At 60.1% G+C, this 22371-nt stretch carries 18 protein-coding genes; 9 read left to right on the forward strand and 9 right to left on the reverse strand.

Features of this window, described 5'->3' with window-relative positions:
• Positions 1 to 224: 224 nt before the first annotated feature.
• The 3 genes from ACOYXH_RS26870 to ACOYXH_RS26880 form a co-directional block, all read right to left on the reverse strand.
• Complete coding sequence (locus tag ACOYXH_RS26870; RefSeq protein WP_095047119.1) at positions 225 to 2573, reverse strand: FdhF/YdeP family oxidoreductase; 2349 nt, start codon at positions 2571 to 2573, stop codon at positions 225 to 227.
• The gene (gene fdhD, locus ACOYXH_RS26875; protein WP_095047120.1) at positions 2570 to 3409 is read right to left on the reverse strand and encodes a formate dehydrogenase accessory sulfurtransferase FdhD; all 840 of its coding nucleotides are present in this window, start codon (positions 3407 to 3409) and stop codon (positions 2570 to 2572) included. Before fdhD ends, ACOYXH_RS26870 begins: the two co-directional genes overlap by 4 nt.
• A gap of 92 nt (positions 3410 to 3501) precedes the next feature.
• On the reverse strand, positions 3502 to 4389 hold the full coding sequence (locus tag ACOYXH_RS26880; protein ID WP_095047121.1) for a LysR family transcriptional regulator: 888 nt from the start codon (positions 4387 to 4389) through the stop codon (positions 3502 to 3504).
• 138 nt (positions 4390 to 4527) lie between these two features.
• On the opposite strand from ACOYXH_RS26880, the gene lysM reads away from it, so the two are divergent.
• Entirely contained in the window at positions 4528 to 4968 is a 441-nt protein-coding gene (gene lysM / locus ACOYXH_RS26885) for a peptidoglycan-binding protein LysM (protein ID WP_095047122.1), read from the forward strand.
• 100 nt (positions 4969 to 5068) lie between these two features.
• On the opposite strand, the gene yrfG is transcribed toward lysM, so the two are convergent.
• On the reverse strand, positions 5069 to 5731 hold the full coding sequence (gene yrfG, locus ACOYXH_RS26890; protein ID WP_258709092.1) for a GMP/IMP nucleotidase: 663 nt from the start codon (positions 5729 to 5731) through the stop codon (positions 5069 to 5071).
• A gap of 88 nt (positions 5732 to 5819) precedes the next feature.
• Between yrfG and nudE the strand changes: the two genes are divergently transcribed.
• Positions 5820 to 6386, forward strand: coding sequence for an ADP compounds hydrolase NudE (nudE, locus tag ACOYXH_RS26895; protein ID WP_034151897.1), 567 nt, complete (start codon positions 5820 to 5822; stop codon positions 6384 to 6386).
• Positions 6387 to 6397: 11 nt separating this feature from the next.
• Positions 6398 to 7225: a 3'(2'),5'-bisphosphate nucleotidase CysQ gene (gene cysQ / locus ACOYXH_RS26900; RefSeq protein ID WP_220557332.1), complete on the forward strand. Its 828-nt coding sequence runs from the start codon at positions 6398 to 6400 to the stop codon at positions 7223 to 7225.
• A gap of 205 nt (positions 7226 to 7430) precedes the next feature.
• Here the strand turns inward: cysQ and ACOYXH_RS26905 are convergent, their stop codons facing one another.
• The 4 genes from ACOYXH_RS26905 to rfbC are packed head-to-tail and all read right to left on the reverse strand — an operon-like array spanning position 7431 to position 11661.
• Positions 7431 to 7886 (reverse strand): YiiD C-terminal domain-containing protein, encoded by a 456-nt coding sequence (locus ACOYXH_RS26905; RefSeq protein ID WP_095047125.1) that lies wholly within the window; start codon positions 7884 to 7886, stop codon positions 7431 to 7433.
• Positions 7883 to 9268, reverse strand: a complete 1386-nt coding sequence (locus ACOYXH_RS26910; RefSeq protein ID WP_095047126.1) for a sigma-54-dependent transcriptional regulator — start codon at positions 9266 to 9268, stop codon at positions 7883 to 7885. Before ACOYXH_RS26910 ends, ACOYXH_RS26905 begins: the two co-directional genes overlap by 4 nt.
• The gene (locus ACOYXH_RS26915; RefSeq protein ID WP_095047127.1) at positions 9265 to 11073 is read right to left on the reverse strand and encodes a sensor histidine kinase; all 1809 of its coding nucleotides are present in this window, start codon (positions 11071 to 11073) and stop codon (positions 9265 to 9267) included. The genes ACOYXH_RS26910 and ACOYXH_RS26915 overlap by 4 nt, the downstream gene beginning before the upstream one ends.
• 42 nt (positions 11074 to 11115) lie before the next feature.
• Positions 11116 to 11661: a dTDP-4-dehydrorhamnose 3,5-epimerase gene (rfbC, locus tag ACOYXH_RS26920; RefSeq protein WP_095047128.1), complete on the reverse strand. Its 546-nt coding sequence runs from the start codon at positions 11659 to 11661 to the stop codon at positions 11116 to 11118.
• Positions 11662 to 11827: 166 nt separating this feature from the next.
• Here rfbC and ACOYXH_RS26925 point away from each other — a divergent pair, with 166 nt between their 5' ends.
• The 4 genes from ACOYXH_RS26925 (at position 11828) to ACOYXH_RS26940 (ending at position 17510) form a co-directional block, all read left to right on the forward strand.
• Positions 11828 to 14740 carry an aminotransferase gene (locus ACOYXH_RS26925; RefSeq protein ID WP_460411513.1) on the forward strand — a complete coding sequence of 971 codons (2913 nt, stop codon included), beginning with the start codon at positions 11828 to 11830 and terminating at the stop codon, positions 14738 to 14740.
• Between the two features lie 320 nt (positions 14741 to 15060).
• The gene (gene aguB / locus ACOYXH_RS26930) at positions 15061 to 15939 is read left to right on the forward strand and encodes an N-carbamoylputrescine amidase (protein ID WP_095125287.1); all 879 of its coding nucleotides are present in this window, start codon (positions 15061 to 15063) and stop codon (positions 15937 to 15939) included.
• Between the two features lie 5 nt (positions 15940 to 15944).
• Complete coding sequence (aguA, locus tag ACOYXH_RS26935; protein ID WP_095125288.1) at positions 15945 to 17051, forward strand: agmatine deiminase; 1107 nt, start codon at positions 15945 to 15947, stop codon at positions 17049 to 17051.
• 246 nt (positions 17052 to 17297) lie between these two features.
• On the forward strand, positions 17298 to 17510 hold the full coding sequence (locus ACOYXH_RS26940) for a hypothetical protein (RefSeq protein ID WP_095047131.1): 213 nt from the start codon (positions 17298 to 17300) through the stop codon (positions 17508 to 17510).
• A 186-nt stretch (positions 17511 to 17696) separates the two neighbouring features.
• Here ACOYXH_RS26940 and ACOYXH_RS26945 read toward each other — a convergent pair whose 3' ends face one another.
• A complete protein-coding gene (locus ACOYXH_RS26945) occupies positions 17697 to 19790 on the reverse strand; it encodes a TonB-dependent receptor (RefSeq protein ID WP_320413754.1) in 2094 nt (697 codons plus the stop codon).
• 255 nt (positions 19791 to 20045) lie between these two features.
• Here ACOYXH_RS26945 and ACOYXH_RS26950 point away from each other — a divergent pair, with 255 nt between their 5' ends.
• A complete protein-coding gene (locus ACOYXH_RS26950) occupies positions 20046 to 20714 on the forward strand; it encodes a DsbA family protein (protein WP_258709095.1) in 669 nt (222 codons plus the stop codon).
• Positions 20715 to 21011: 297 nt separating this feature from the next.
• Entirely contained in the window at positions 21012 to 22334 is a 1323-nt protein-coding gene (locus ACOYXH_RS26955; protein ID WP_220557336.1) for an OprD family porin, read from the forward strand.
• Positions 22335 to 22371: the final 37 nt, after the last annotated feature.

Genomic DNA, 22371 nt, shown 5'->3' on the forward strand with positions numbered 1-22371 from the left:
CGACGAATAACACGACCTGTATACAATTTTGCAAGTTGCTGTTTTTTCAGCGGAACTTAACCGATTTTCGCCGGTCTTTAGCTACTTCGGACAGGCCGCTTTTGTGAAAAAGCGGCCTTTTTTGTGGGCGTTTGAAAAGCAGAAGCGAAAAGATCGCAGCCTTCGGCAGCTCCTACAGGAATCGGCGTAGGAACTGCCGAAGGCTGCGATCTTTTGATTTTGGATTAAGCCGACTTGGCCATGATCAACCCAGTCTCACTCGCCGCTTCCAACCGAATCGCAATGAACTTCGACGTCGGGGTATGGCTGCCATCCCCAGTGCTCTCCAGCGGCACCAGCGGATTCACTTCCGGGTAATAAGCCGCCGCTTGGCCCGCTGGAATATCAAACGCCAGCAAGGTGAAGCCCTTCACCCGACGCTCGCGACCATCGTCCCACAGCGAAACGATGTCGGCCTTCTGCCCCGGCCGGAAGCCCAGACGAATGATGTCCGCCTCGTTGGCGAACAGCACATCACGCTGGCCCTTGACCCCGCGATAACGGTCGTCGAGGCCATAAATCGTCGTGTTGTACTGATCGTGGGAGCGCATCGATTGCAGGATCAGATCCGGCAGTTGTCCGGTCGCGCGGGTGCGTTCGTGCACGAGATCTTTCGGCAGCATATTGGCGCGGAAATTGGCCCGGCCCGACGGCGTGTTCCACTTGCGTGCGCCAGCGCTGTTACCGAGGTAGAAACCGCCCGGGTTCTTGATCTTCTCGTTGAACGCTTTGAAGTTGGGAATGGTGTCGGCGATCAGTTCGCGGATGCGCCCGTAATCAGCCACCAGCCAGTTCCAGTCCACCGGTTTACTGCCCAATGTGGCGGCAGCGATCCCGGCAATGATCGACGGCTCGGAACGCATCTGGTTCGACAGCGGCTGCAACTGACCGTTGGAAGCGTGAACCATGCTGAACGAGTCTTCCACGGTGACCGCTTGCGGGCCTTCGGTCTGGATATCGATGTCGGTACGACCGAGGCACGGCAGGATCAGCGCGTCTTTACCGTGAGCCAGGTGGCTGCGGTTGAGCTTGGTGCTGATCTGCACGGTCAGGTCGCAATTGCTCAGTGCGGCGAAGGTACGCGGGCTATCCGGCGTGGCTTGGGCGAAGTTGCCGCCCAGACCGATGAAGACCTTGGCGCGACCCTCAGCCATTGCGTGGATCGCTTCAACCACGTTGTGGCCGTTGTGGCGCGGCACCTTGAACTGGAAGCGTCGCTCCAGCGAATCGAGGAACGCCACCGGCGGACGCTCGTTGATGCCCATTGTGCGGTCGCCTTGCACGTTACTGTGGCCGCGCACCGGGCACAGGCCGGCGCCCGGTTTGCCGATGTTGCCGCGCAGCAGCATCAGGTTGGCGATTTCCTGAATCGTCGGCACCGAGTGGCGATGCTGAGTGATGCCCATCGCCCAGCACATGATTACGTTCTTGCCCTTGGCGTACATACGCGCGGCTTGCTCGATTTCGACGAGGGTCAGGCCGGATTGCTCGACGATCTGTTCCCACGGCGTATCGTCAACGACACCGAGGTACTCCAGCACATTGGCGCTGTGGGCGTTGAGGAAGTCGTGATCGAACACAGCAGGCTCGCCAGCCTTCTGCGCATCGCGCTCCCACTGCAGAAGGAACTTGGCCATGCCGCGCAGCAGCGCCATGTCGCCACCGAGGGCCGGACGGAAATACGCGGTGTTGGTTGGCTTGTCGCCGTTGGTGAGCATTTCGATCGGGTGTTGCGGGTGCTGGAAGCGCTCCAGGCCACGCTCTTTCAATGGGTTGATGCACACCACTTGCGCGCCGCGTTTCACTGCCTCACGCAAGGGTTCGAGCATGCGCGGGTGGTTGGTGCCCGGGTTCTGGCCCCAAACGAAAATCGCATCGGCGTGTTCGAAGTCATCGAAGGTCACGGTGCCTTTGCCGACGCCGACGCTCTGCGCCAGGGCAACACCGCTGGCCTCGTGGCACATGTTCGAGCAGTCCGGGAAGTTGTTGGTACCGTAAGCGCGCACAAACAGTTGATACAGATACGCCGCTTCGTTGCTGGCGCGACCCGAGGTGTAGAACTCGGCCAGATCCGGACTCGGCAGGCTTTGCAGGTGCTTGGCGATCAGCGTGTAGGCGTCGTCCCAACTGATCGGTTTGTAGCGATCGGTTTCGGCGTCATAAACCATCGGCTCGGTCAGGCGGCCCTGATACTCCAGCCAGTAGTCGCTCTGCTCCAGCAACGAAGTAACGCTGTGTTTGGCGAAGAACTTGGCATCCACGCGACGCTTGGTCGCTTCCCAGTTCACCGCTTTCGCGCCGTTTTCGCAGAACTTGACCATGCCGCTTTCCGGCGAGTCGCCCCAGGCGCAACCGGGGCAGTCGAAGCCGCCGTTCTGGTTGGTCTTGAGCATCATGCGCAGGTTTTTCAGGGCGTTGTCGCTGGTCAACCAGGCCTGGGCCACACTGATCAGGGCACCCCAGCCACCGGCGGCACCTTTGTAAGGCTTGTAGCGCGGGACAGGTTTCTGGTCGGCTTGATGATGTTGGCTCACGCTTGATTCTCCATCGCGGGGCTGTACACCCGCGGCGCACTTTTCTGCGGCAGGTGGATGAGATTGAGGTTGTGTCGACGGGCCCATTGCACGGCAAGGCCGGTGGGTGCGGAAAGGCTGACCAGGGTCTGGATGCCGGCGCGCAAAACTTTCTGGATCAATTCGAGACTGCAACGGCTGGTAACAATCGCCAGTCCGCCATCTGTGGATATCTTCTGGCGGATCAGTCCGCCGATCAGCTTGTCGAGGGCGTTGTGCCGGCCGATGTCTTCGCGCCCGAGCAACAATTCGCCGCTGGCGTTCATGAACACCGCCGCATGCACCGCGCCGCAGTGCTGACCGAGCGGTTGAAACGCGCCGATGCGCTGACGCAGACCGTCGAGCCATTCGCTCGGTGGCAGCGGCGCGCCGGACAACACCTTGAGGTCGGGCAATGCCTGCTCCACCGCTTCAACACCGCACAACCCGCAACCGCTGGTGCCCGCCATTTGCCGGCGCTGTTGCTTGAGATTCCAGAACGCACGGTTGGCGATGGTCACTTGCGCGTATTGCGCAGACCCGGCGCCGGTCAGTTGCAGGTCATAGATGTCGGTGGCGTCCTCGATGATGCCGCTGCCGAGGCTAAAGCCGACGATGAAGTCTTCCAGGTCGGTCGGTGTCACCAGCATCACCGCCTGACTGATGCCGTTGTAGGCGATCGCCAACGCGACTTCCTCAGCCAGCGCAGTGCTGGCCGATTCCTCACGGGGTAAATCGCTGTAACTGTAGGTCTGGCTGGCGGCAGGCGCGGGCGTTTCAAGTGCAGGCGCCGCGCAGGCAGGGCGCTTGGCGTTCATGGCATCACCGACGGTTTGATCAACGTTAAGACTAGGCGCGGCAAGTTGTCGCGTCTAATCGCTAGTGTCGATCTATCGATAGAGGCCGTCGATCAAGGCACCGTTGGCGATTTCTGATACAGCGCGAAACAGGCCTCGGCTAACGCTGAACGCGGGGCGCCACGGCGCATGATCAGGCCCAGCGGGGCGAGGGTTTGAGCGTTTTCGATGGGTTGCAGGCGCAGGTGGTCGGTGAGTTTTTCCAGGCCGCCGTCGAGCGGCATGATCGCGCAGCAAAAGCCGCCGTGTACTGCTTGTAACAATTGATGCACGGCGTCGGTTTGCAGCAACGGTTGCGGAGTCAGGCCGCGGCTGTGGAAGTTGTGGTCGATGGACTGGCGAAAATGCATGCCGCTGGTGAGCATGCCCAGCGGCAGTTCGATCAGCGATTCCCAGCTCAGCGGAGCTTCACCGAAGGTAAAAGTGCGCTGGTCGTACAGCAGGCCCATGCGGGTTTCGTCGAATGCCAGTGATTCGAAACGTTCGTGATCCAGGCGGTCGAGATAAGAAACACCGATGTCGATTCGGTTGTTCGCCAGATGCTCGAGGATCTGCTCAGAACTCAGTGCCGACATTTCAAAGCGCAGATTCGGGTGGGCGCTGTGCAGGCGTTGCATCAACGGCAGCGGATCAAAACTCGACAGCGGCACCACGCCCAGCCTCAGCGTGCCGATCAGATTGCCGCGACACGCCGCCGCTTCCGCGTGCAAACCGTCATAAGCCGCCATCACCGAGCGCGCCCACGCCAGCACGCGCTCGCCCGGCGCGGTGAAACCTTCGAAACGCTGGCCACGGTTGACCAGTGGCAGGTCGAGTTCTTCTTCAAGACTGCGCAGGCGCATCGACAGCGTTGGCTGGGTGATATGGCAACGCGCGGCGGCCTGGCCGAAATGGCGGGTTTCGTCGAGGGCGATGAGGAATTTCAGCTGCTTGATGTCCATCTTCGCTCCAGGCGCTGGCAGGGGTGGCAGATTCTACCGCTTGCGCGGTGGCAGGGTCATTGGTCGGCTTGGAACCGGGTTTGTCTGCGGTGGTCTAGGCTTGGACGACTGAACCTTTATTCCATGGAGAGAACCACGATGAGCCTTTTTAGTTTTGTTAAAGAAGCCGGTGAGAAGTTGATCGATCTGCTGACCCCGGGCAACGCCAATGCCAGTGAGCAGTTGAAGGAACACATCAGCAAGGTCGGCCTGGGCAATCCGAATGTGCAGGCGACGGTGGACGGCGACAAAGTGACCGTCACCGGTGAAGTCGCGAGTCAGGAAGAGAAAGAGAAGATTCTGTTGGCGGTGGGTAACATTGCCGGGGTTGGCAGTGTTGATGATCAGATCACCGTGACTGGCCCAGTTGTCACTGCTGCACAATTTGTCGTGGTCAAGTCGGGTGACACCCTCAGCGCGATTTCTCTGCGTGTGTACGGGGATGCCAACAAGTATCAGAAAATTTTCGATGCCAACAAACCGATGCTCAAGGATGTGAACAAAATCTATCCGGGGCAGACACTGCGTATTCCTGAGTAAAACAACACCTTTGTAGGAGCAGCCGAAGGCTGCGATCTTTTGATTTTGATTTTTCCAAACAAGATCAAAAGATCGCAGCCTTCGGCAGCTCCTACAAAGATCAAAGTCCTGTAATCAAACTGCGATAATCCTCAACCGCCGCAAACTCCGCCGTGTCCTTCGGCCCCTTGCGGCTGTCCGGCTCTTTCACCGCCAACAAATGCACCACACCAAAATCCCGCGCACTGCGCAGAATCGGCAAGGTATCGTCGATGAACAGACTGCGCGCCGGATCAAAGCCGATGTCCGCCTGCAAGGCATCCCAGAACTGCGGATTCTCCTTGGGGAAACCGTAATCGTGGGAGCTGATCAACCGCTCGAAATACGGTGCCAATTCAATCCGCTCCAGCTTCAGCGACAGTGAATCGCGGTGCGCGTTGGTGATCATGATCACCCGCTTACCGGCGCGTTTGATCGCTTCCAGAAAGGTATCGGCATCTGGCCGCAAGGCAATCAGGTGCGCAGTTTCCAGCTTCAGTTCACGCACCGATAACTTCAGTTCGGTACTCCAGAAATCCAGGCAATACCACTGCAACTGGCCGGCATGGCGTTCGAACAGCGGCTGCAATTCCATTTCGGCCATGGCCCGGCTGACCCCGTGCAGTTCGGCGTAACGCTGGGGCAGGTGTTCCAGCCAGAAGTGATTGTCGAAGTGCAGATCCAGCAGCGTGCCGTCCATGTCCAGCAGAACGGTATCGATGTCGGACCACGGTAATGAAGGCATGGCAACGTCTCGAACGGTAGAAAGATATCCGACATAAACAATCGGGAAAGCCGCGTTATAGTAGCGCGTTCACGCCAAGGAGCTTTGCATGCGCCAGAAACCCACCGTACTTGCCCGCGAGATCGTCGCCACCAGCCGTCTGTTTTGCGTCGAAGAACTCAAGCTGCGCTTTTCCAACGGCGTGGAACGCACTTACGAACGTCTGGTTGGTAAAGGTGCGGGCTACGGCGCGGTGATGATCGTGGCGATGCTGGATGCCGAGCACGCGGTGTTGGTCGAAGAGTATTGTGGCGGCACCGACGAATACGAATTGTCCTTGCCCAAAGGTCTGATCGAACCGGGCGAGGATGTGTTGGCCGCAGCCGAGCGTGAGCTCAAGGAAGAGGCCGGTTTTGGCGCGCGGCAACTGGAACATCTGACCGAGCTGTCGCTGTCGCCCGGTTACATGAGCCAGAAGATTCAGGTGGTCCTGGCGACTGATTTGTACGAGGAACGTCTCGAAGGCGACGAGCCTGAGCCGATGCGTGTCGACAAAGTGAACCTGCGCGAACTGTCGTCGTTGGCGCTCAACCCTCAGTTTTCCGAAGGCCGTGCGTTGGCTGCACTGTATCTGACCCGCGATCTGCTGACCGAGCGCGGGTTCTTTCCAGCATGAGTGAGATATCGATGACGTTTCCCCACCCGTTGATGGCGCCGGTCGTTGAGCTGGCATTGCAGGCCGGCCAGGCGATTTTGCCATTCTGGCGCGCCGGCGTTGAGGTCACGGCCAAGTCCGATGACTCGCCCGTGACGGCGGCGGATCTGGCCGCGCATCACCTGATCCTCGCCGGGCTGACGGCGCTGGACCCGAGCATTCCAGTGTTGTCGGAAGAAGACGCCAACATCCCTCAGAGCGTGCGCGCCGGCTGGCAGCGCTGGTGGTTGGTCGACCCGTTGGACGGCACCAAGGAATTTATCAGCGGCAGCGAAGAGTTCACCGTCAACATTGCGCTGATCGAAAACGGCCGCGTGGTGTTCGGCGTGGTGTCGATGCCGACCAATGGTCGTTTCTACGTTGGCGGCGCAGGCCTCGGTGCCTGGCGTTGCGACAAGGGCGGCACGCCGGTTGCGATTCAGGTGCGCGATGTACCGGGGCCGGGCGAGGCGTTTACCGTGGTCGCCAGCCGTCGCCATTCGAGTCCCGAGCAGGAACGTTTGCTCGCCGGCTTGAGTGCGAGTCTGGGCGAGTTGCAACTGGCCAATATTGGCAGCTCGCTGAAATTCTGCCTGTTGGCTGAAGGCGCGGCGGATTGCTATCCGCGACTGGCGCCGACTTCGCAGTGGGACACGGCGGCGGCTCAAGGTGTGCTGGAAGGTGCAGGCGGTGAGGTGTTGGATCTGCGCGGGGAGGCGTTCTGTTACCCGGCGCGGGAATCGCTACTCAATGAGTTCTTTTTGGCATTGCCGGCCAAGGCGGCCTGGCGTTCCAGATTGTTGGAGTTGGCTCGCGGTTAAGTGGGCTGATCCGAAATCTCCCTCACCCCAGCCCTCTCCCCCAGGAGAGGGAGCTGATCGCGGGATATTTGAGAGTAGCGCCGACCTGGTCGAGCTTTGCTGAATCCACAATCGCTGCGGTCTTTCAGGTCGATGTATAACGCAAGACACCTCGGTCAGTTCCCTCTCCCTCGGGGAGAGGGTTAGGGTGAGGGGCTCTTGATCTTTACCGGTGCAAAACGTACTGCCCGGTAAATCTCACGGCATCCTCATCGCTACCCGCATTGACGATCCGCGTGTTCAACGTCAACCGCGCCCGCCCATAACGCCGATACATCGCCAGAAACCTCTTCCACTCCTTCGCATCAGGCGCCGGGCAAATCGCCGTAGCGTCCCCGGTGACCGGAAGCGGATAACTGATCTGCCCTTCCTGAATCACAATGTGCCCGTCGGTGATTCCTTCCTCTTTCAGACGCAAATGCAACCAGCCCCAACCGGCCAGCACCGCGCCGCAGTAAAGACTGCCGCCGAACATCGTGCTCTTGTGGTTGACGTTCGGGTCGAGTGGCAGATGCAGGCTCAGTTGCTGTTCATGCCAGTCGAGCACCTTAAGGCCCATGTCTCGGGTCAGCGGGATATCGTGATGCAGGACCGATTCCAGATAGCGACTGTCTGTACTCATTCGTTCTCGTCCCCATGGCTGCTATCGCCAAAGTTGAGGCCATGCTTGCGCAATTTGTCATGCAGGGTCTTGCGCGGAATGCCCAAGGCTTCGGCGAGGCTGCGCACCGAACTGTGGGAGCGCGCCAGTTCAGCAGCGATCAGCGATTTCTCGAAATTTTCCACCTGCTCGCTGAGCCCCCCATTGATGACTTCGACCGTGGTGCTGCCACCGCCCTCGACGTCAGCGTTATCCAGCGCCAGTTCCAGGCCGAGGGCGAAACGTTCGGCGGCATTCTGCAGTTCGCGTACGTTGCCCGGCCAGGTGTGGCGCAGCAGCAAGGCGCGTTGCGCCGGTTGCAGTTCATGGGGCGGCAAACCGTGGCGGGCGCTGGCTTCATCGGCGTAATGCTGGAACAGCACCAGCGCATCTTCACCGCGCTCACGCAGTGGCGGAATGCGCAGTGGCGCGACGTTGAGGCGGTAATACAAGTCGGCGCGGAAACGGCCCTGGTCAGCGGCCTGACGCAGGTCTTCCTTGGTCGCGGCGATGACGCGGATGTCCAGCGGGATCAGTTGATTGCCACCCAGACGCTCGACCACGCGCTCTTGCAGCATGCGCAGCAACTTCACCTGCACATCCATGCTCATGCTCTCGATTTCATCGAGAAACAATGTGCCGCCATTGGCGAATTCGAATTTGCCGATCCGCCGTTTTTGCGCGCCGGTAAACGCGCCGGGTTCGTGACCGAACAGTTCACTTTCCACCACCGACTCGGCAAGGGCGCCGGCGTTGATCGCGACGAACGGGCCGTTTCGGCGGCTGGATAAATCGTGCAAGGCGCGGGCGACCACTTCTTTACCGGCGCCGGTTTCGCCGAGGATCAGCACGTCAGCCTTGGTCGCGGCCAGCGCGCCGATCTGCTCGCGCAGGCGCAGCATTGGGGTCGAATGGCCGACCAGCCGCGCGCTCAGTTCATTGCGATCGCTGAGGGCCAGCCGCAGGCTACGGTTGTCCAGCACCAGTCGGCGCAAGGCCAGGGCGCGGCGCACGCTGTCGAGCAGCGCATCGCTGGCGAAAGGTTTTTCAAGAAAGTCATAAGCGCCGGCACGCATGGCCTGCACTGCCAGCGGCACATCGCCGTGGCCGGTGATCAGCAACACCGGTAGTTCGGGATCCTGCGCGTGCAGTTCGCTGAGCAATTCGAGACCGTCCATGCCCGGCATGCGGATATCGCTGACCACCACACCCGGCCAGTCACGCTCAAGCTGTGCGGCCAGGCCTTTGGCTTCGGACAGCGGCAGAATTTTCAGGCCGGCCAGATCCAGGGTTTGGCCGAGGGCCTGACGCAGGTGCGGATCGTCGTCGATCAACACCACCTGAATGCGATTGTCGATGGTCATGCACTTCGATCCTCGGACGGTTGCAGGCTGACCCCGGGCGCACCGGCGCGCAGCCGCAGGGTAATCAAGGCGCCACCTTGCTTGTGGTTGGCGAACGACAGTTCACCGCCGAAGGCGCGCATCAGCGTTTCACAAATGGCCAGCCCTAGGCCAAGGCCTTGAGTGCGGGTCTTGGTGGTGTAAAAGGGCTCGCTGGCGCGGCCGAGGGCTTCCATGCAAAAGCCCGGGCCGTTGTCGCGAATGTACAGATTGACGCCTTCGGCGGTGGATTCGGCACTCAGCCAGAGTTTGCGCGGCGGACCTTTCTCGGTGAGGGCGTCGAGGGCGTTGGCCAGCAGGTTGCCAAGCACCTGACGCAGGCGCGTTTCCCCTGCCTCGACCCACAGAGTCGCGGCTGGCAGATCGCGAATCAGTTCGACTTCCATGCTCCGCCGCCGTTTGGCCAGCAGCGCCAAGGCATCGTCGAGTGCCGGTTGCAGGGCAACGCTTTCCGGCGCGTGGCGATCGCGGCGGGCAAACGCGCGCAGGTGGGCGATGATCGAAGCCATGCGCCCGGTCAGTTCGCTGATCAGTTTGAGGTTGCCGCGCGCATCGTCGGTGCGCTGATGATCGAGCAGCACTTCGGCGTTTTCCGCGTAGCTGCGGATCGCTGCCAACGGCTGATTGAGTTCGTGGCTGATGCTCGCTGACATCGTCCCGAGCGCCGACAGCTTGCCGGCCTGGACCAGGTCATCCTGGGCACGCACCAGTTCCTGTTGGGCTTGTTCACGCTCCAGCACTTCCTCCTTCAAACGCCGGTTGAGGCCTTCGAGGTCGCTGGTACGTTCCGCCACGCGGCCTTCCAGTTCACGGCGTGCCTTGGCCTCGAACGCGATGCGTTCCAGATAATGCCGACGGCGCTGCATCATCAGACCGAGCAACAGCATCAGCACCAGGAGCGTGGCGCCGCCGATGGCAACCACGGTGCGCACTGGACGGTCGATCAGCGTGCGCGGGGCGAGGATGCTGACGCTCCAGCCGGTTTCGGCGATGTCGTGGGTCTGGATCAGCCACGCAGTCGGGCTGAGGTTCAGGGGGCGCGGCTCGCGGGTCGGGTAAGGCTGGATGGCGGTGATCGCCGAGCGTTCGCTGTCGCTCAAGTTACGGGTCGAACGGAAGCGCCATTCCGGGCGCGAGGTGAGGATGACCACGCCGTTATGGTCGGTCACCAGCAGTTGTTCCGGAGTTTTGCCCCACAGGCTTTCGGTGTGGTCGAGGTCGACCTTGATCACCAGCACGCCGATGATTTTTTCGCCGTTGCGCACGGCGGCAGCGAAGAAGTAGCCGCGTTTGGCCGAGGTCGTGCCGAGACCGAAAAAGCGTCCGAGGCGTCCGGCCATGGCTTCACTGAAGTACGGACGGAACGAGAAATTGCGGCCGACGAAACTATCGTGTTTGTCCCAGTTCGACGCCGCCAGCGTCTGCCCGCTGGTGTCCATCAGGTACATGACTTCGGCACCGGTCTGTGCAGCGATGTTCTTCAGCAGGCGATTGGCGTTGCCTTGGCTGACGCCGTCGTCTGGCGCGCCGAGTACCGCGCGCAAGGCCGGCAGGTCGCCGAGAATTTGCGGCAACACTTCATAGCGGTGCAGGGTGCCCAGCAGGTTGGCGACGTACAGATCGAGGGTCTGGCGGTTCTGTCCGGCCAGTTCGCTGCGGTAATAGCGCTCGGCGAGATGTTCCAGCGGCCACAGCAGCGGCGCCAGACACAGGGCCAGCAGCGCGAGACTGCGCCAGCGGGGTCTGCGGGGGAGGGTTGGTTTCATGAGCCGGATGCGCCTGAGATGTCAGGCGCATTATGCCTAGGCTCAGGCGAAGACGTCAGCGTCCTTGAGCAGCACTGCGGCTTGATCCTTGGCGGACAGCTTCGGCGCTTCGTCCAGCTGCCAGTCGATGCCCAGCGCGGGGTCATCCCAGCGAATGCTGCGCTCGGACGCTGGGTCGTAGTAGTCAGTGGTCTTGTAGAGGAATTCAGCGAACTCGCTCAGTACCACGAAACCATGGGCGAAACCTTCCGGCACCCACAGTTGACGATGGTTTTCGGCCGACAAGCGCACAGCCACCGATTTTCCGAAGTGCGGCGAGCTGCGGCGAATGTCCACGGCGACATCCAGTACTTCACCGACAGTTACGCGGACCAGTTTGCCCTGAGTGTTTTGCAGCTGGTAATGCAGGCCACGCAGTACGCCTTTTTGCGAGCGCGAGTGGTTGTCCTGAACGAATTGCGTGTCCAGACCGGTGGCATCCTGGAACGCCTTGGCGTTGAAACTCTCGTAGAAAAAGCCGCGCTCGTCACCGAACACCTTCGGTTCGATGATCAGGACACCGGGCAGGTCGGTGGTGATTACATTCATGGGGCGTTCCATAGGCAGGTGTGAATGGCGAACATTCTTGCGCGAAGTGCCGGAGGGTGCGAGTGCTGCAAGACAAATAGCCCGTATACCTTTGCGCGGTTGGGGGTTGCGGATCCCGTCCAGCAATGGCGATATAGGCGCCTAATAACATTTAAGGGGTCGTTTCATGCCGCTCGCCACGTTGATTCATCGCGCCAGTTTGCCCAGCCCGCAGGTTTCTGCCGAGCAGGCCCGGCAATGGCTGGCGGAGCATTACGGGCTCAGCGGCACGTTGCAGGCTCTTGGCAGTCAGCAGGATCTCAATTACCGCGTCGACAGCCCGCGTGGGCGGTTCGTGCTGAAAATCTGCCGTGGCGATTACGCTCTGGTGGAGCTGCAAGCCCAGCATGCCGGGCTCGAGTATCTGGCCGAGCACTCGGCGGTGACGGTGCCGCGGGTGATCGCGGCTAATAACGGCGAGGATCTGCTGTCACTCGAGGTCGGCGGCGAGGCCGTCCATGTGCGGCTGCTGGATTACATCGAGGGCCAGCCGCTCACGCATCTCGAACACTTGGGGCGCGACGTGGTGGCGGGGTTTGGCCGGCTCTGCGGTGAGATGGATCTGGCGCTGGCCGGGTTCGATCACCCGGGCCTTGAGCGCACGTTGCAGTGGGATGCCCGTCACGCCAGTGCCCTGATCAGCCATCTGCTGCCGGTGATCAAGGATGAGCAGCAACGCTCAGTGATTGCCGATGCGGCCGAACAAGCCGAGCGCCGCTTGCAGCCGTTGCAGGCCAAGCTACCGGTGCAGGCGATTCACATGGACATCACCGACGACAACGCCGTCTGGGCGCGCGATGCCCTGCGTCACTGGCAGTTGCAGGGCGTGATCGACTTTGGCGATCTGGTGCGCACCTGGCGCATCACCGATCTGTCGGTGACCTGTGCGGCGTTGCTGCATCACGCCGGTGGCGATCCGTTTGTCATCTTGCCGGCCGTGCAGGCCTACCACGCGGTCAACCCGCTGCAACATGAAGAGCTGCAGGCGCTGTGGCCATTGATCGTCGCGCGCGCGGCGGTGTTGGTACTCAGTGGCGAGCAACAGGTCAGCATCGACCCCGCGAATACCTACAGCCGTGACAACCTAAGCCATGAGTGGGAAATCTTCCGCGTAGCGACATCGGTTCCACAGGCACTGATGGAAGCGGCGATCCTCACTGCCGTCGGTCACGCATTGCCGGCGATCGACAGCGAAGGGTTTGCGCCCTTGCTGCCCGGTCTGGTCGGGCGCGAGTTTGCGCTGATTGATCTCGGTGTACTGAGTCCGCATTTCGAGGCCGGCAACTGGGAGCAGGCCGGCATCGATCAGCACCTGTTGAACGAAGCGGCGGCGGCCCATGGTTTGGCGGCGAGCCGTTATGGCCAGTACCGTTTGTCGCGCACTCATCCCGATAGTGCCGTTGAGCCGGATACCTTCCCGCTGCACGTGGAATTGCGCGTGCCCGATGGTACCGCCGTGGAAGCGCCGTTCGCTGGCGTCGTGCATCAGGCAGCAGACGGTGTGCTGCAACTGGATGGCCCGCAACTCAGCGTGCGCCTGTGGGGCGTGACACCTTCGCTGCACAGCGGCGCGGCGCTGGTCAAAGGCCAGGTGCTGGGCGCAGTCAGCGGCCCATTACAGGTGCAGTTGTGCCGGGGCGCGCAGCTCAATGCGCCGTTGTTTTGCACCCCTGCGCATGCAGCAGCGTGGCAGGCCCTGTGCCCGTCGCCAGCGGCGTTGTTAGGACTGGCCTGCGATGCCGAGCCGGAGCTGGACGCGAAAACCCTGCTCGAACGCCGAGACGCCAGTTTCGCCCGCACGCAGAAACACTACTACGTTGATCCGCCGCGCATTGAACGCGGCTGGCGCAATCACCTGATCGACATGCAGGGTCGCTCCTATCTGGACATGCTCAACAACGTGGCGGTGCTCGGTCATGGTCACCCGCGCATGGCCGCGGTCGCCGCTCGGCAGTGGTCGCTGCTCAACACCAACTCGCGATTCAACTATGCGGCGGTGGCGGAGTTTTCCGAGCGCTTGCTGAAATTGACGCCGGAAGGCATGGATCGAGTGTTTCTGGTCAACAGCGGCAGCGAGGCCAATGACCTGGCGATTCGTCTGGCCTGGGCCTACAGCGGCGGGCGCGACATGATCAGCGTGCTTGAGGCCTATCACGGCTGGACGGTCGGCGCCGATGCGGTATCGACGTCAATCGCCGACAACCCGAAAGCCCTGGAAAGCCGCCCGGACTGGGTGCATCCGGTGCCTGCGCCAAACACTTATCGCGGGGAGTTCCGCGGTCTCGACTCGGCGCCGGATTACGTGCGCAGCGTTGAGCATCACCTGGAAAAACTCGCCGAGCAGAAGCGCCAATTGGCCGGGTTTATCTGCGAGCCGGTGTATGGCAATGCCGGCGGTATCTCGCTGCCGCCGGGATATCTCCAGCAGGTATACGCGCTGGTGCGCGCGCAGGGCGGCGTGTGCATCGCCGACGAAGTGCAGGTCGGTTACGGGCGCATGGGCCACTTCTTCTGGGGCTTTGAAGAGCAGGGTGTGGTGCCGGATATCATCTGCATGGCCAAGGGCATGGGCAACGGTCAACCGCTGGGCGCGGTGATCACGCGACGGGAAATTGCCGAGGCGCTGGAGGCCGAGGGCTATTTCTTCTCGTCGGCGGGCGGCAGTCCGGTCAGTTGCCAGATCGGCATGGCGGTGCTCGATGTCATGGCAGAAGAAAAGCTCTGGGAGAACGCGCAGGTGGTCGGTGGCCACTTCAAGGCGCGTCTGGAAGCGTTGATCGATAAACATCCATTGGTGGGCGCGGTGCACGGTTCCGGGTTCTATCTGGGACTTGAGCTGATCCGCAATCGCGAGACGCTGGAGCCGGCGACCGAGGAGACGGTGTTGCTGTGTGATCGCTTGCGTGAGTTGGGGATTTTCATGCAGCCGACCGGGGATGATCTGAACATTCTCAAGATCAAACCGCCGATGGTGACGTCGCGCCAGAGTGTGGATTTCTTTGTCGACATGCTCGACCGAGTCCTCACCGAGGGCCTATAACGCTGATCCCGTGTAGGAGCTGCCGAAGGCTCGGGCCGCGTTCGGACGATCTCTGATTCTGCTTTTTAAAATCAAGATCAAAAGATCGTCCGAACGCGGCCCGAGCCTTCGGCAGCTCCTACAGGAAGTGCGACAATAGTTCGATTTGTATCGGCTTTTATTGAATCTATTTAGACGAAAGGCATTTAACAAGCTTCTAAAGCCGATATTTATCGGCTATAAAGTGGCCATTGCTCCGGCTTGGTGATCTCATGTCCGGTGCGCGCGTTTTCTTTTCGGTCGAATTGTCGACCGTCAAAGCACTTGCCCGGAGATGATTCATGAGCCGTATCGTTACCGTTGCCGCCACTCAGATGGCCTGTTCCTGGGATCTGGAAGCCAACCTCGAAATCGCTGAAAGGCTGGTGCGTGAAGCCGCCGCTAAAGGCGCGCAGATCATCCTGATTCAGGAGCTGTTCGAGGCGCCGTACTTCTGCCAGAAGCCGAACCCGGACTATCTGCAACTGGCGACGACGGTGGAAGAAAACGTCGCGATCAAACATTTCCAGAAAGTCGCCAAAGAGCTGCAAGTGGTGCTGCCGATCAGCTTCTATGAGCTGGCCGGCCGTGCGCGCTTTAACAGCATCGCGATCATCGACGCCGACGGCAGCAACCTCGGGATTTATCGTAAAAGCCATATTCCTGACGGCCCGGGCTACCACGAGAAGTATTACTTCAACCCCGGCGACACCGGTTTCAAAGTGTGGAACACCCGCTACGCAAAAATCGGCGTGGGCATTTGCTGGGATCAGTGGTTCCCGGAAGCCGCACGCAGCATGGCGTTGCAAGGCGCGGAGATTCTGTTTTACCCAACCGCGATCGGCAGCGAGCCGCACGACAAGACCATTTCGTCGCGCGATCACTGGCAGCGCGTGCAACAGGGTCATGCCGGCGCCAACCTGATGCCGCTGATCGCCAGCAACCGCATCGGCAACGAAGAACAGGACGGCTACGACATCACGTTCTACGGCTCTTCGTTCATCGCCAACCAGTTCGGCGAAAAAGTGCAGGAGCTGAATAAAACCGAAGAAGGTATTCTTGTGCACACTTTTAACCTCGACGAGCTCGAACACATTCGCAGCGCGTGGGGTTCATTCCGTGACCGCCGTCCGAACCTGTACGGCGCGTTGAAAACCCTCGACGGTTCCCTGGAGTCCTGATCCCGATGACAACTTTGAAAAGTACCCCGCGCGCCGACGGCTTTCACATGCCGGCCGAGTGGGCGCCGCAAACGCAGACCTGGATGATCTGGCCCGAGCGCCCGGACAACTGGCGTCTGGGCGGCAAACCGGCGCAAGCTGCACATGCTGCGGTGGCCAAGGCTATCGCGCGTTTTGAACCGGTCACCGTGGCCGTGTCCGCCGGCCAGTATGAAAACGCCCGCGCGCGCCTCGACGTGCCGAATATCCGCGTGGTCGAGATGTCCAGCGATGACGCTTGGGTACGCGACAGCGGCCCGACTTTCGTCATCAACAATAGCGGCGAAGTGCGCGGTGTGAACTGGGACTTCAACGCTTGGGGCGGCTTCGACGGCGGCCTGTACTCGCCGTGGAATCGCGATTCGCAGGTCGGCGGCAAGATCCTCGAGATCGAGCGCAGCCCGCGTTACCGCACTGAAGGTTTCGTGCTTGAAGGCGGCTCGATTCACGTCGACGGCGAAGGCACGCTGATCACCACCGAAGAGTGCCTGCTCAACCGCAATCGCAACCCGCACCTGGGCCGCGAAGAGATTGAAGCGGTACTGAGCGCCAATCTGGCTGTGGATAAAATCATCTGGCTGCCGGACGGTCTGTTCAACGACGAAACCGACGGCCATGTGGATAACTTCTGCTGCTACGTGCGTCCGGGCGAAGTGCTGCTGGCGTGGACCGACGATCCGCAGGATCCGAACTACCCGCGCTGCCAGGCTGCGTTGAAAGTTCTGCAAAGCAGCACTGACGCCAAGGGTCGCCCGTTCACGGTGCACAAAATGCCGATTCCGGGGCCGCTTTACGCGACTGAAGAAGAGTGCGCCGGTGTCGACCCGGTGGACGGCACGCAGGAACGCAATCCGTCTGTGCGCCTGGCTGGTTCCTACGTGAACTTCCTGATCGTCAACGGCGGCATCATCGCGCCGAGCTTCGACGATCCAATGGACGCGCCGGCCAAGGAAATCCTGCAGAAGCTGTTCCCGCAGCACGAAGTGGTGATGGTGCCGGGTCGCGAACTGTTACTGGGTGGCGGCAATATCCATTGCCTTACCCAACAGCAACCCGCGCCGCACAAAGAGTGAGTTGAGTCGTAACACCTTGAGTTGATTAACAAATCAGCCGGGTAATGATTAGCTCGCTATGCATCAACTGAGGCCCGCAGCCCGACAGGACCGCGGGCTTCTTTGTATCCGCTTGTCGACAACTAAGAAACATTGGCATAGCTCTTGTATTCATCACCCGTGCACTAGGGAGGGGGGAGAACTTCAACAGTTCTGTCATAAACCTTGGATAACGTAGCCGCTCACGAACGGGGAGAGAGCGCTGAAATGAACGCCGAAGTGAACGTAGTCAGCGAGCGGACGTTGCATCCCGTGGCCGTTAACGGCGAATCGCTCCAGATTGTCGCGCACTGGTTGAAGTCCAATGGAACGCGTCAGATCAGGGAACCTGATCCGCGCCGGATGATGATCGAGCGTTACCCCGCTGGCCTGTTCAGCGAGGCCGAACTGGAAGCATTGTGGGCTGTGATGGAAGGATAAGAAGCACAACAGGGATTGGTAAAAGCGCTGCCGGGATGGCGGCGCTTTTTTATGCACGGCTATTTTGTACACACCCAATCAATGTGGGAGCGAGCCTGCTCGCGAAAGCGGTGGATCAGTTAACGAAGATGCCGACTGATCCGACGCTTTCGCGAGCAGGCTCGCTTCCACAGGATTGGTGTGAAATCAGAAGCTGTAGGTGCCGGTCATTACGACGCTACGTGGCGCACCCGGTTGAATCTGATACTGGCTGGTCGCCGACGCGTAGTACTCACGATCGGTGATGTTGTTCAGCGCCGCGCGTAAATCCCAATCCTTGAAGCGGTAACCGACCAGGGCATCCCAGCGGCCGTAACCCGGCAACACGGTGGTGTTGGCGTTATCGGCATAGCGTTGGCCAACCAGGGTCAGGCCGGTTTCGCCGTACCAGCCCATTTCCGGTTTCCAGGTCAGGAACAGGCTGCCGTTATGCTTGGCAACGTTGTTGATGCGTTTGCCTTCCAGGCCGTTGTTGTCCTTCTCGATCTTCGCATCCTGCAGACCGACGCCACCGCGCATGTACCAATTGCCGACGAGATTGCCGGTGGCCGTCAATTCGATCCCGCGCGAGCGCTGCAGACCGGACATCACCGTCAGGGTCGGATCGTTTGGATCAGTGGTGCGGCGGTTGTAGAGTTCCAGATCGTAGATCGCCAGCGTGGTGCTCAAGCGGTCATCGAACCAGTCGCTTTTCACGCCGATTTCTTTCTGCTTGGTCAGCTCGGGACTGAGGTCGTTGGTGTTGCCGGCCGCACCCGGAGTGATGCCGATCAAGCCACCGCCCACCGGCGAAAACGTCTTCGACCACGAGGCGTAGAACGAATGGTTTTGTAGCGGCGTCCAGACCAGGCCGACGCGCGGGCTGGTGCTGTGGCTGTCGCGGTCTTCGGAGATGTTGCGCAGTTTGTTGGTCGACTCGATATCGAAAGTGTCGTAACGCAGACCGGCGAGCACTTGCCATTGATCGTTCAAGCGCAGTTGATCTTGCACATATACCGCACGGCTTTCGACTTCGGTGTGGCTGCTGCTGGAGACCTGCATGCTGCCGGTATGGCGCAGATCACGGTTCGGGTTGTACAGGTCGAGCGACGGTACGGGCTGCGCGCCCGGGGTTCTGCCAGAGGCCGCGTTGTACAGCGTCGGGTCGCGGCGCTGGCTGCCGATCTCGATGCCAGTGAGCAGGCGATGCTCAAGGCCCAAGGTATCGAATCCGCCCTCAAGTTCAACGTTGTTATAGACGTTGCGAGTGGTCAGATCCTGCTGCCAGTGCTGGCGCGTGACCTTGTTGGTCGCCGGCGTGTAACCGGTGAGGTAGGTGTTGTCGAAATCACTGTCGAGCTTGAACACGCCGAGGGTCTGGCGCAGTTGCCAGTTGTCATTGATTTCATAAGTGAGTTTCGAGCGCAGCGATTGCGACTTGTCGTCGATGAAATCGTGATCGTTGCCGTAGGTCGTATCGCGCCCGACATCGGCCGGGCGCCCGTTGATGCCGGGGATGCCGCGATCCGGGGTGCGGTTGTAGCGGCTGTATTCGTACTGCACCAGCCAGTTCAGGTCCGGCGTCAGTTGCCAGCTCATCGACGGCGCGAACAACTGGCGATTGCCACTGACACCGTCGCGGAAGCTGTTTTCATCCATGTTGCCCATGTTCAGGCGCAGGCTGATGTTTTCGCTCGGGTCGCTGCTGAGGTCGGCGTAAAGACTGCGCAAATCTTCGCTGCCAGCCTGGGCTTCGATAGTCGAGCGCCGGCCGAACTCGGGCATTTTGCTCACGCGGTTGACGATCCCGCCCTGACTGCCACGGCCATACAGTACGGCGGCCGGGCCTTTGAGCACTTCGACGCGTTCAATATTGTGCAAGTCGCGCTTGTATTGGCTGTCGTCGCGGATGCCATCCAGATAGAAATCGTTGCTCGCGTCGAAGCCGCGGATGCGCAGGCTGTCGAAACGGGTGTCGGCGCTGCTGCTGACGTTAGGCATGCCGCTCAACGCGTCGCCGATGTCATTGGTGCCGTAGCTGGCGACGTTCGAGGTCTTGATCGAATCGATCGCCTGCGGCACATAACGTACGGGCGTCGAGGTCCGAGTCGCGGTGCTGCTGAGCTTCACCCGAGGGTCATCGGCTTGCGCTTCGGCGCTGATTGCGGTGGCGGGTAACTCGGTCGCGGAGTAGGCAAAACCGCTGGACAGAAAAGCAGAAAGCCCAAGGGTGGCGGGCGTAAGACGGAACGGGGCAGGCATTGAACAGCGCATCCGAAAGGGTGGAAGAATTCGATCGCGCGAATGGTAATGCTTTGCATTTACTTCCGTTAATTATTCCTTATAAGTTCCCTTGGCCGATTGTTTCAATTTGTGTCCTGATCGACACAATCTGGCTGAACGAATCATTCGACCGATTCATGAAACAGACTGAAAGCCATTCCGGCGTTTTTCCGCAAGAGTGCGAGGACTAATCTGCCGCCATCGATTTTCCTGACTTTCTCCCGGAGTTTTTCCATGATTCTTCACTACATCTACGATCCGCTGTGTGGCTGGTGTTACGGCGCCAAGCCGCTGGTGGAAGCGGCACAGTCAGTGTTGCCGGTGAATGCCCATGCCGGCGGAATGATGAGTGGTGCCAATCGCCAGCGTGTTTCCCCGCAATTGCGCAATTACGTCATGCCCCATGACCGACGCATTGCCGAGTACACCGGCCAGCCTTTTGGTGAGGCCTATTTCGAAGGTTTGCTGCGTGATCACTCAGCGGTGTTCGATTCGACGCCAGCGATTGCTGCGGTCATGGCGGCTGAAGCCATCGACGGCGGCGGTTTGCGCCTGCTGGGGCGGTTGCAGACGGCGCACTATGTGGAAGGGCGACGCATTGCCGATTCAGCCGTGCTGTTGGAATTGGCGATGCAGATGGGCTATGCACAGGCAGATTTCCACGTTGCGCTGGAGTCCGTTGACAGCGAGAGCCATATAAAAGCCAGTCGCCGGTTTCTGGCGCAATTGGGCGGTCAGGGTTTTCCGACCATGGCTCTGGAGCAGGACGGCACATTCCAGTTGGTCGACATCAGTCCCTGGCTGGGCAAGCCGCAGGCTTTTGCCGATTGGTTGAGACAAGCCATCGTGCTCGATGAGCCAGGTAAAGCCTCTGCGTTTTGTTCTATCGACGGCTGTGCGTGATACGCACGGGATTCACTGGTTGCGTGCATTTCCCAGCAAGGACTCAGCGCAAAATTTACGTTTCTTAGACGTTTTTCGCCTATTTAAAGACGATTCTTGAAATTGACACATTGTTCAGGGCACGGCTACGATTCGGCCCAACGCCTGTGGCCAACCGCCATGACTCAAAATAAGGAGCAGGCCCGCCATCACATTATCGTGGGCGGGCCTTTTTGTTTCGGGGTGAATAAAAGAGTGCAAAAGCGCCGTTTCCGCCGTTCGACACAGCGCGTTTCAACCCGTAATAAGGAAAACAAAATGTTGAACAAGCGAATCAGTCTGATCGCACTGGGGATGTTGAGTGCCACTCAGGCCATGGCTAACGACCAGGCCGAGTCCAAGGGGTTTGTTGAAGACAGCAGCCTCAAAGTGCTGCTGCGCAATGCCTACATCAATCGTGATTACAAAAACGGTAACGACGACAAGGCCGAATGGGGCCAAGCGGCCATCGGTACGTTCTCGTCCGGTTTCACTCAAGGCACCATCGGTGTCGGCGTCGACGCTTTCGGTCTGTACGCCCTGCGTCTGGACGGCGGCAAGGGCCGTAGCGGCGCCGGTGGTATCGACTTCTTCAAGCAAGAAAACAGCTATCAGGAAGGCCACAACGGCAGTGCGGCCAACGACCTGGCCAAGGCCGGCGCGGCGGTGAAGTTTCGCTTCTCCAACACCGTGCTGACCTACGGCGACCAGATGCCGGCCCTGCCGGTGCTGAACTACGACAACTCGCGCCTGCTGCCGGAAAGTTACACCGGTACCCTGATCACTTCCAAAGAGATCAAAGGCCTGGAACTGAACGCCGGTCGTTTCACCGCTGAATCGCGCAAAAGCGATGAAGGCCGTGACAGCGGTGGTCTGAAGTCGATCAACGTATTGGGCGGTAGCTACCAGTTCACTGAAAACTTCAAAGGCGCGCTCTACGCTTCCGACGTCGAAGACGTATTGAAGAAACAATACGTGAACGCCAACTACGTGTTGCCGTTCAACAAGGATCAGTCGCTGACCCTGGACTTCAACGGCTATCGCACCAAGCTGGACAGCTCCTACGTGCGCGAAAACACCGTGCCTGGCAAAAGCATCGTCACCGGTCAGGACAACAAGATCTGGAGCCTGGCAGCCACCTTCGCCACCGGCCCGCACTCGTTCACCGTGGCGCACCAGCGCTCCACTGGCGACAGCAACCTGGGCTACGCCTACGGCGGCTACCAGAAAGATCAGCAGCGTGTCGGCGATGGCGGCAACACCATCTACCTGGCCAACTCCTACTGGTCGGACTTCAACGCTGAAGACGAGCGCAGCTGGCAGTTGGGCTACGGCCTCGACTTCGGCGCATTCGGCGTACCGGGCCTGAGCTACAACTTCGCTTATGTGCGTGGCGACAACATCACCACGTCCACCAGCGAAGGCGGCACCGAGCGTGAGATCTTCAACCAGTTCAAATACGTCGTGCAGTCTGGCCCGGCCAAAGACCTGAGCGTGAAACTGCGCAGCTCGATCCTGCGTGTTTCGCAGAAATCCAGCGAGTACAACGTCAGCGGTAACGAACTGCGCGTTTTCGTGGATTACCCGATCAACATCTTCTGATGCCTGATCCAGTGTAAGAAACATGAGAAAAACCCCG

This window comes from Pseudomonas sp. Mb7 (assembly GCF_054790525.1).

Coding starts and splice junctions, on each gene's coding strand:
- rfbC (WP_095047128.1), bottom strand. CDS start 11,661: ATGAATGTAATCACCACCGACCTGCCCGGTGTCCTGATCATCGAACCG.
- aguB (WP_095125287.1), top strand. CDS start 15,061: ATGAGCCGTATCGTTACCGTTGCCGCCACTCAGATGGCCTGTTCCTGG.
- ACOYXH_RS26950 (WP_258709095.1), top strand. CDS start 20,046: ATGATTCTTCACTACATCTACGATCCGCTGTGTGGCTGGTGTTACGGC.
- ACOYXH_RS26955 (WP_220557336.1), top strand. CDS start 21,012: ATGTTGAACAAGCGAATCAGTCTGATCGCACTGGGGATGTTGAGTGCC.
- ACOYXH_RS26915 (WP_095047127.1), bottom strand. CDS start 11,073: ATGAAACCAACCCTCCCCCGCAGACCCCGCTGGCGCAGTCTCGCGCTG.
- ACOYXH_RS26940 (WP_095047131.1), top strand. CDS start 17,298: ATGAACGCCGAAGTGAACGTAGTCAGCGAGCGGACGTTGCATCCCGTG.
- cysQ (WP_220557332.1), top strand. CDS start 6,398: ATGACGTTTCCCCACCCGTTGATGGCGCCGGTCGTTGAGCTGGCATTG.
- ACOYXH_RS26945 (WP_320413754.1), bottom strand. CDS start 19,790: ATGCCTGCCCCGTTCCGTCTTACGCCCGCCACCCTTGGGCTTTCTGCT.
- nudE (WP_034151897.1), top strand. CDS start 5,820: ATGCGCCAGAAACCCACCGTACTTGCCCGCGAGATCGTCGCCACCAGC.
- aguA (WP_095125288.1), top strand. CDS start 15,945: ATGACAACTTTGAAAAGTACCCCGCGCGCCGACGGCTTTCACATGCCG.
- lysM (WP_095047122.1), top strand. CDS start 4,528: ATGAGCCTTTTTAGTTTTGTTAAAGAAGCCGGTGAGAAGTTGATCGAT.
- yrfG (WP_258709092.1), bottom strand. CDS start 5,731: ATGCCTTCATTACCGTGGTCCGACATCGATACCGTTCTGCTGGACATG.
- ACOYXH_RS26880 (WP_095047121.1), bottom strand. CDS start 4,389: ATGGACATCAAGCAGCTGAAATTCCTCATCGCCCTCGACGAAACCCGC.
- ACOYXH_RS26910 (WP_095047126.1), bottom strand. CDS start 9,268: ATGACCATCGACAATCGCATTCAGGTGGTGTTGATCGACGACGATCCG.
- ACOYXH_RS26925 (WP_460411513.1), top strand. CDS start 11,828: ATGCCGCTCGCCACGTTGATTCATCGCGCCAGTTTGCCCAGCCCGCAG.
- fdhD (WP_095047120.1), bottom strand. CDS start 3,409: ATGAACGCCAAGCGCCCTGCCTGCGCGGCGCCTGCACTTGAAACGCCC.
- ACOYXH_RS26905 (WP_095047125.1), bottom strand. CDS start 7,886: ATGAGTACAGACAGTCGCTATCTGGAATCGGTCCTGCATCACGATATC.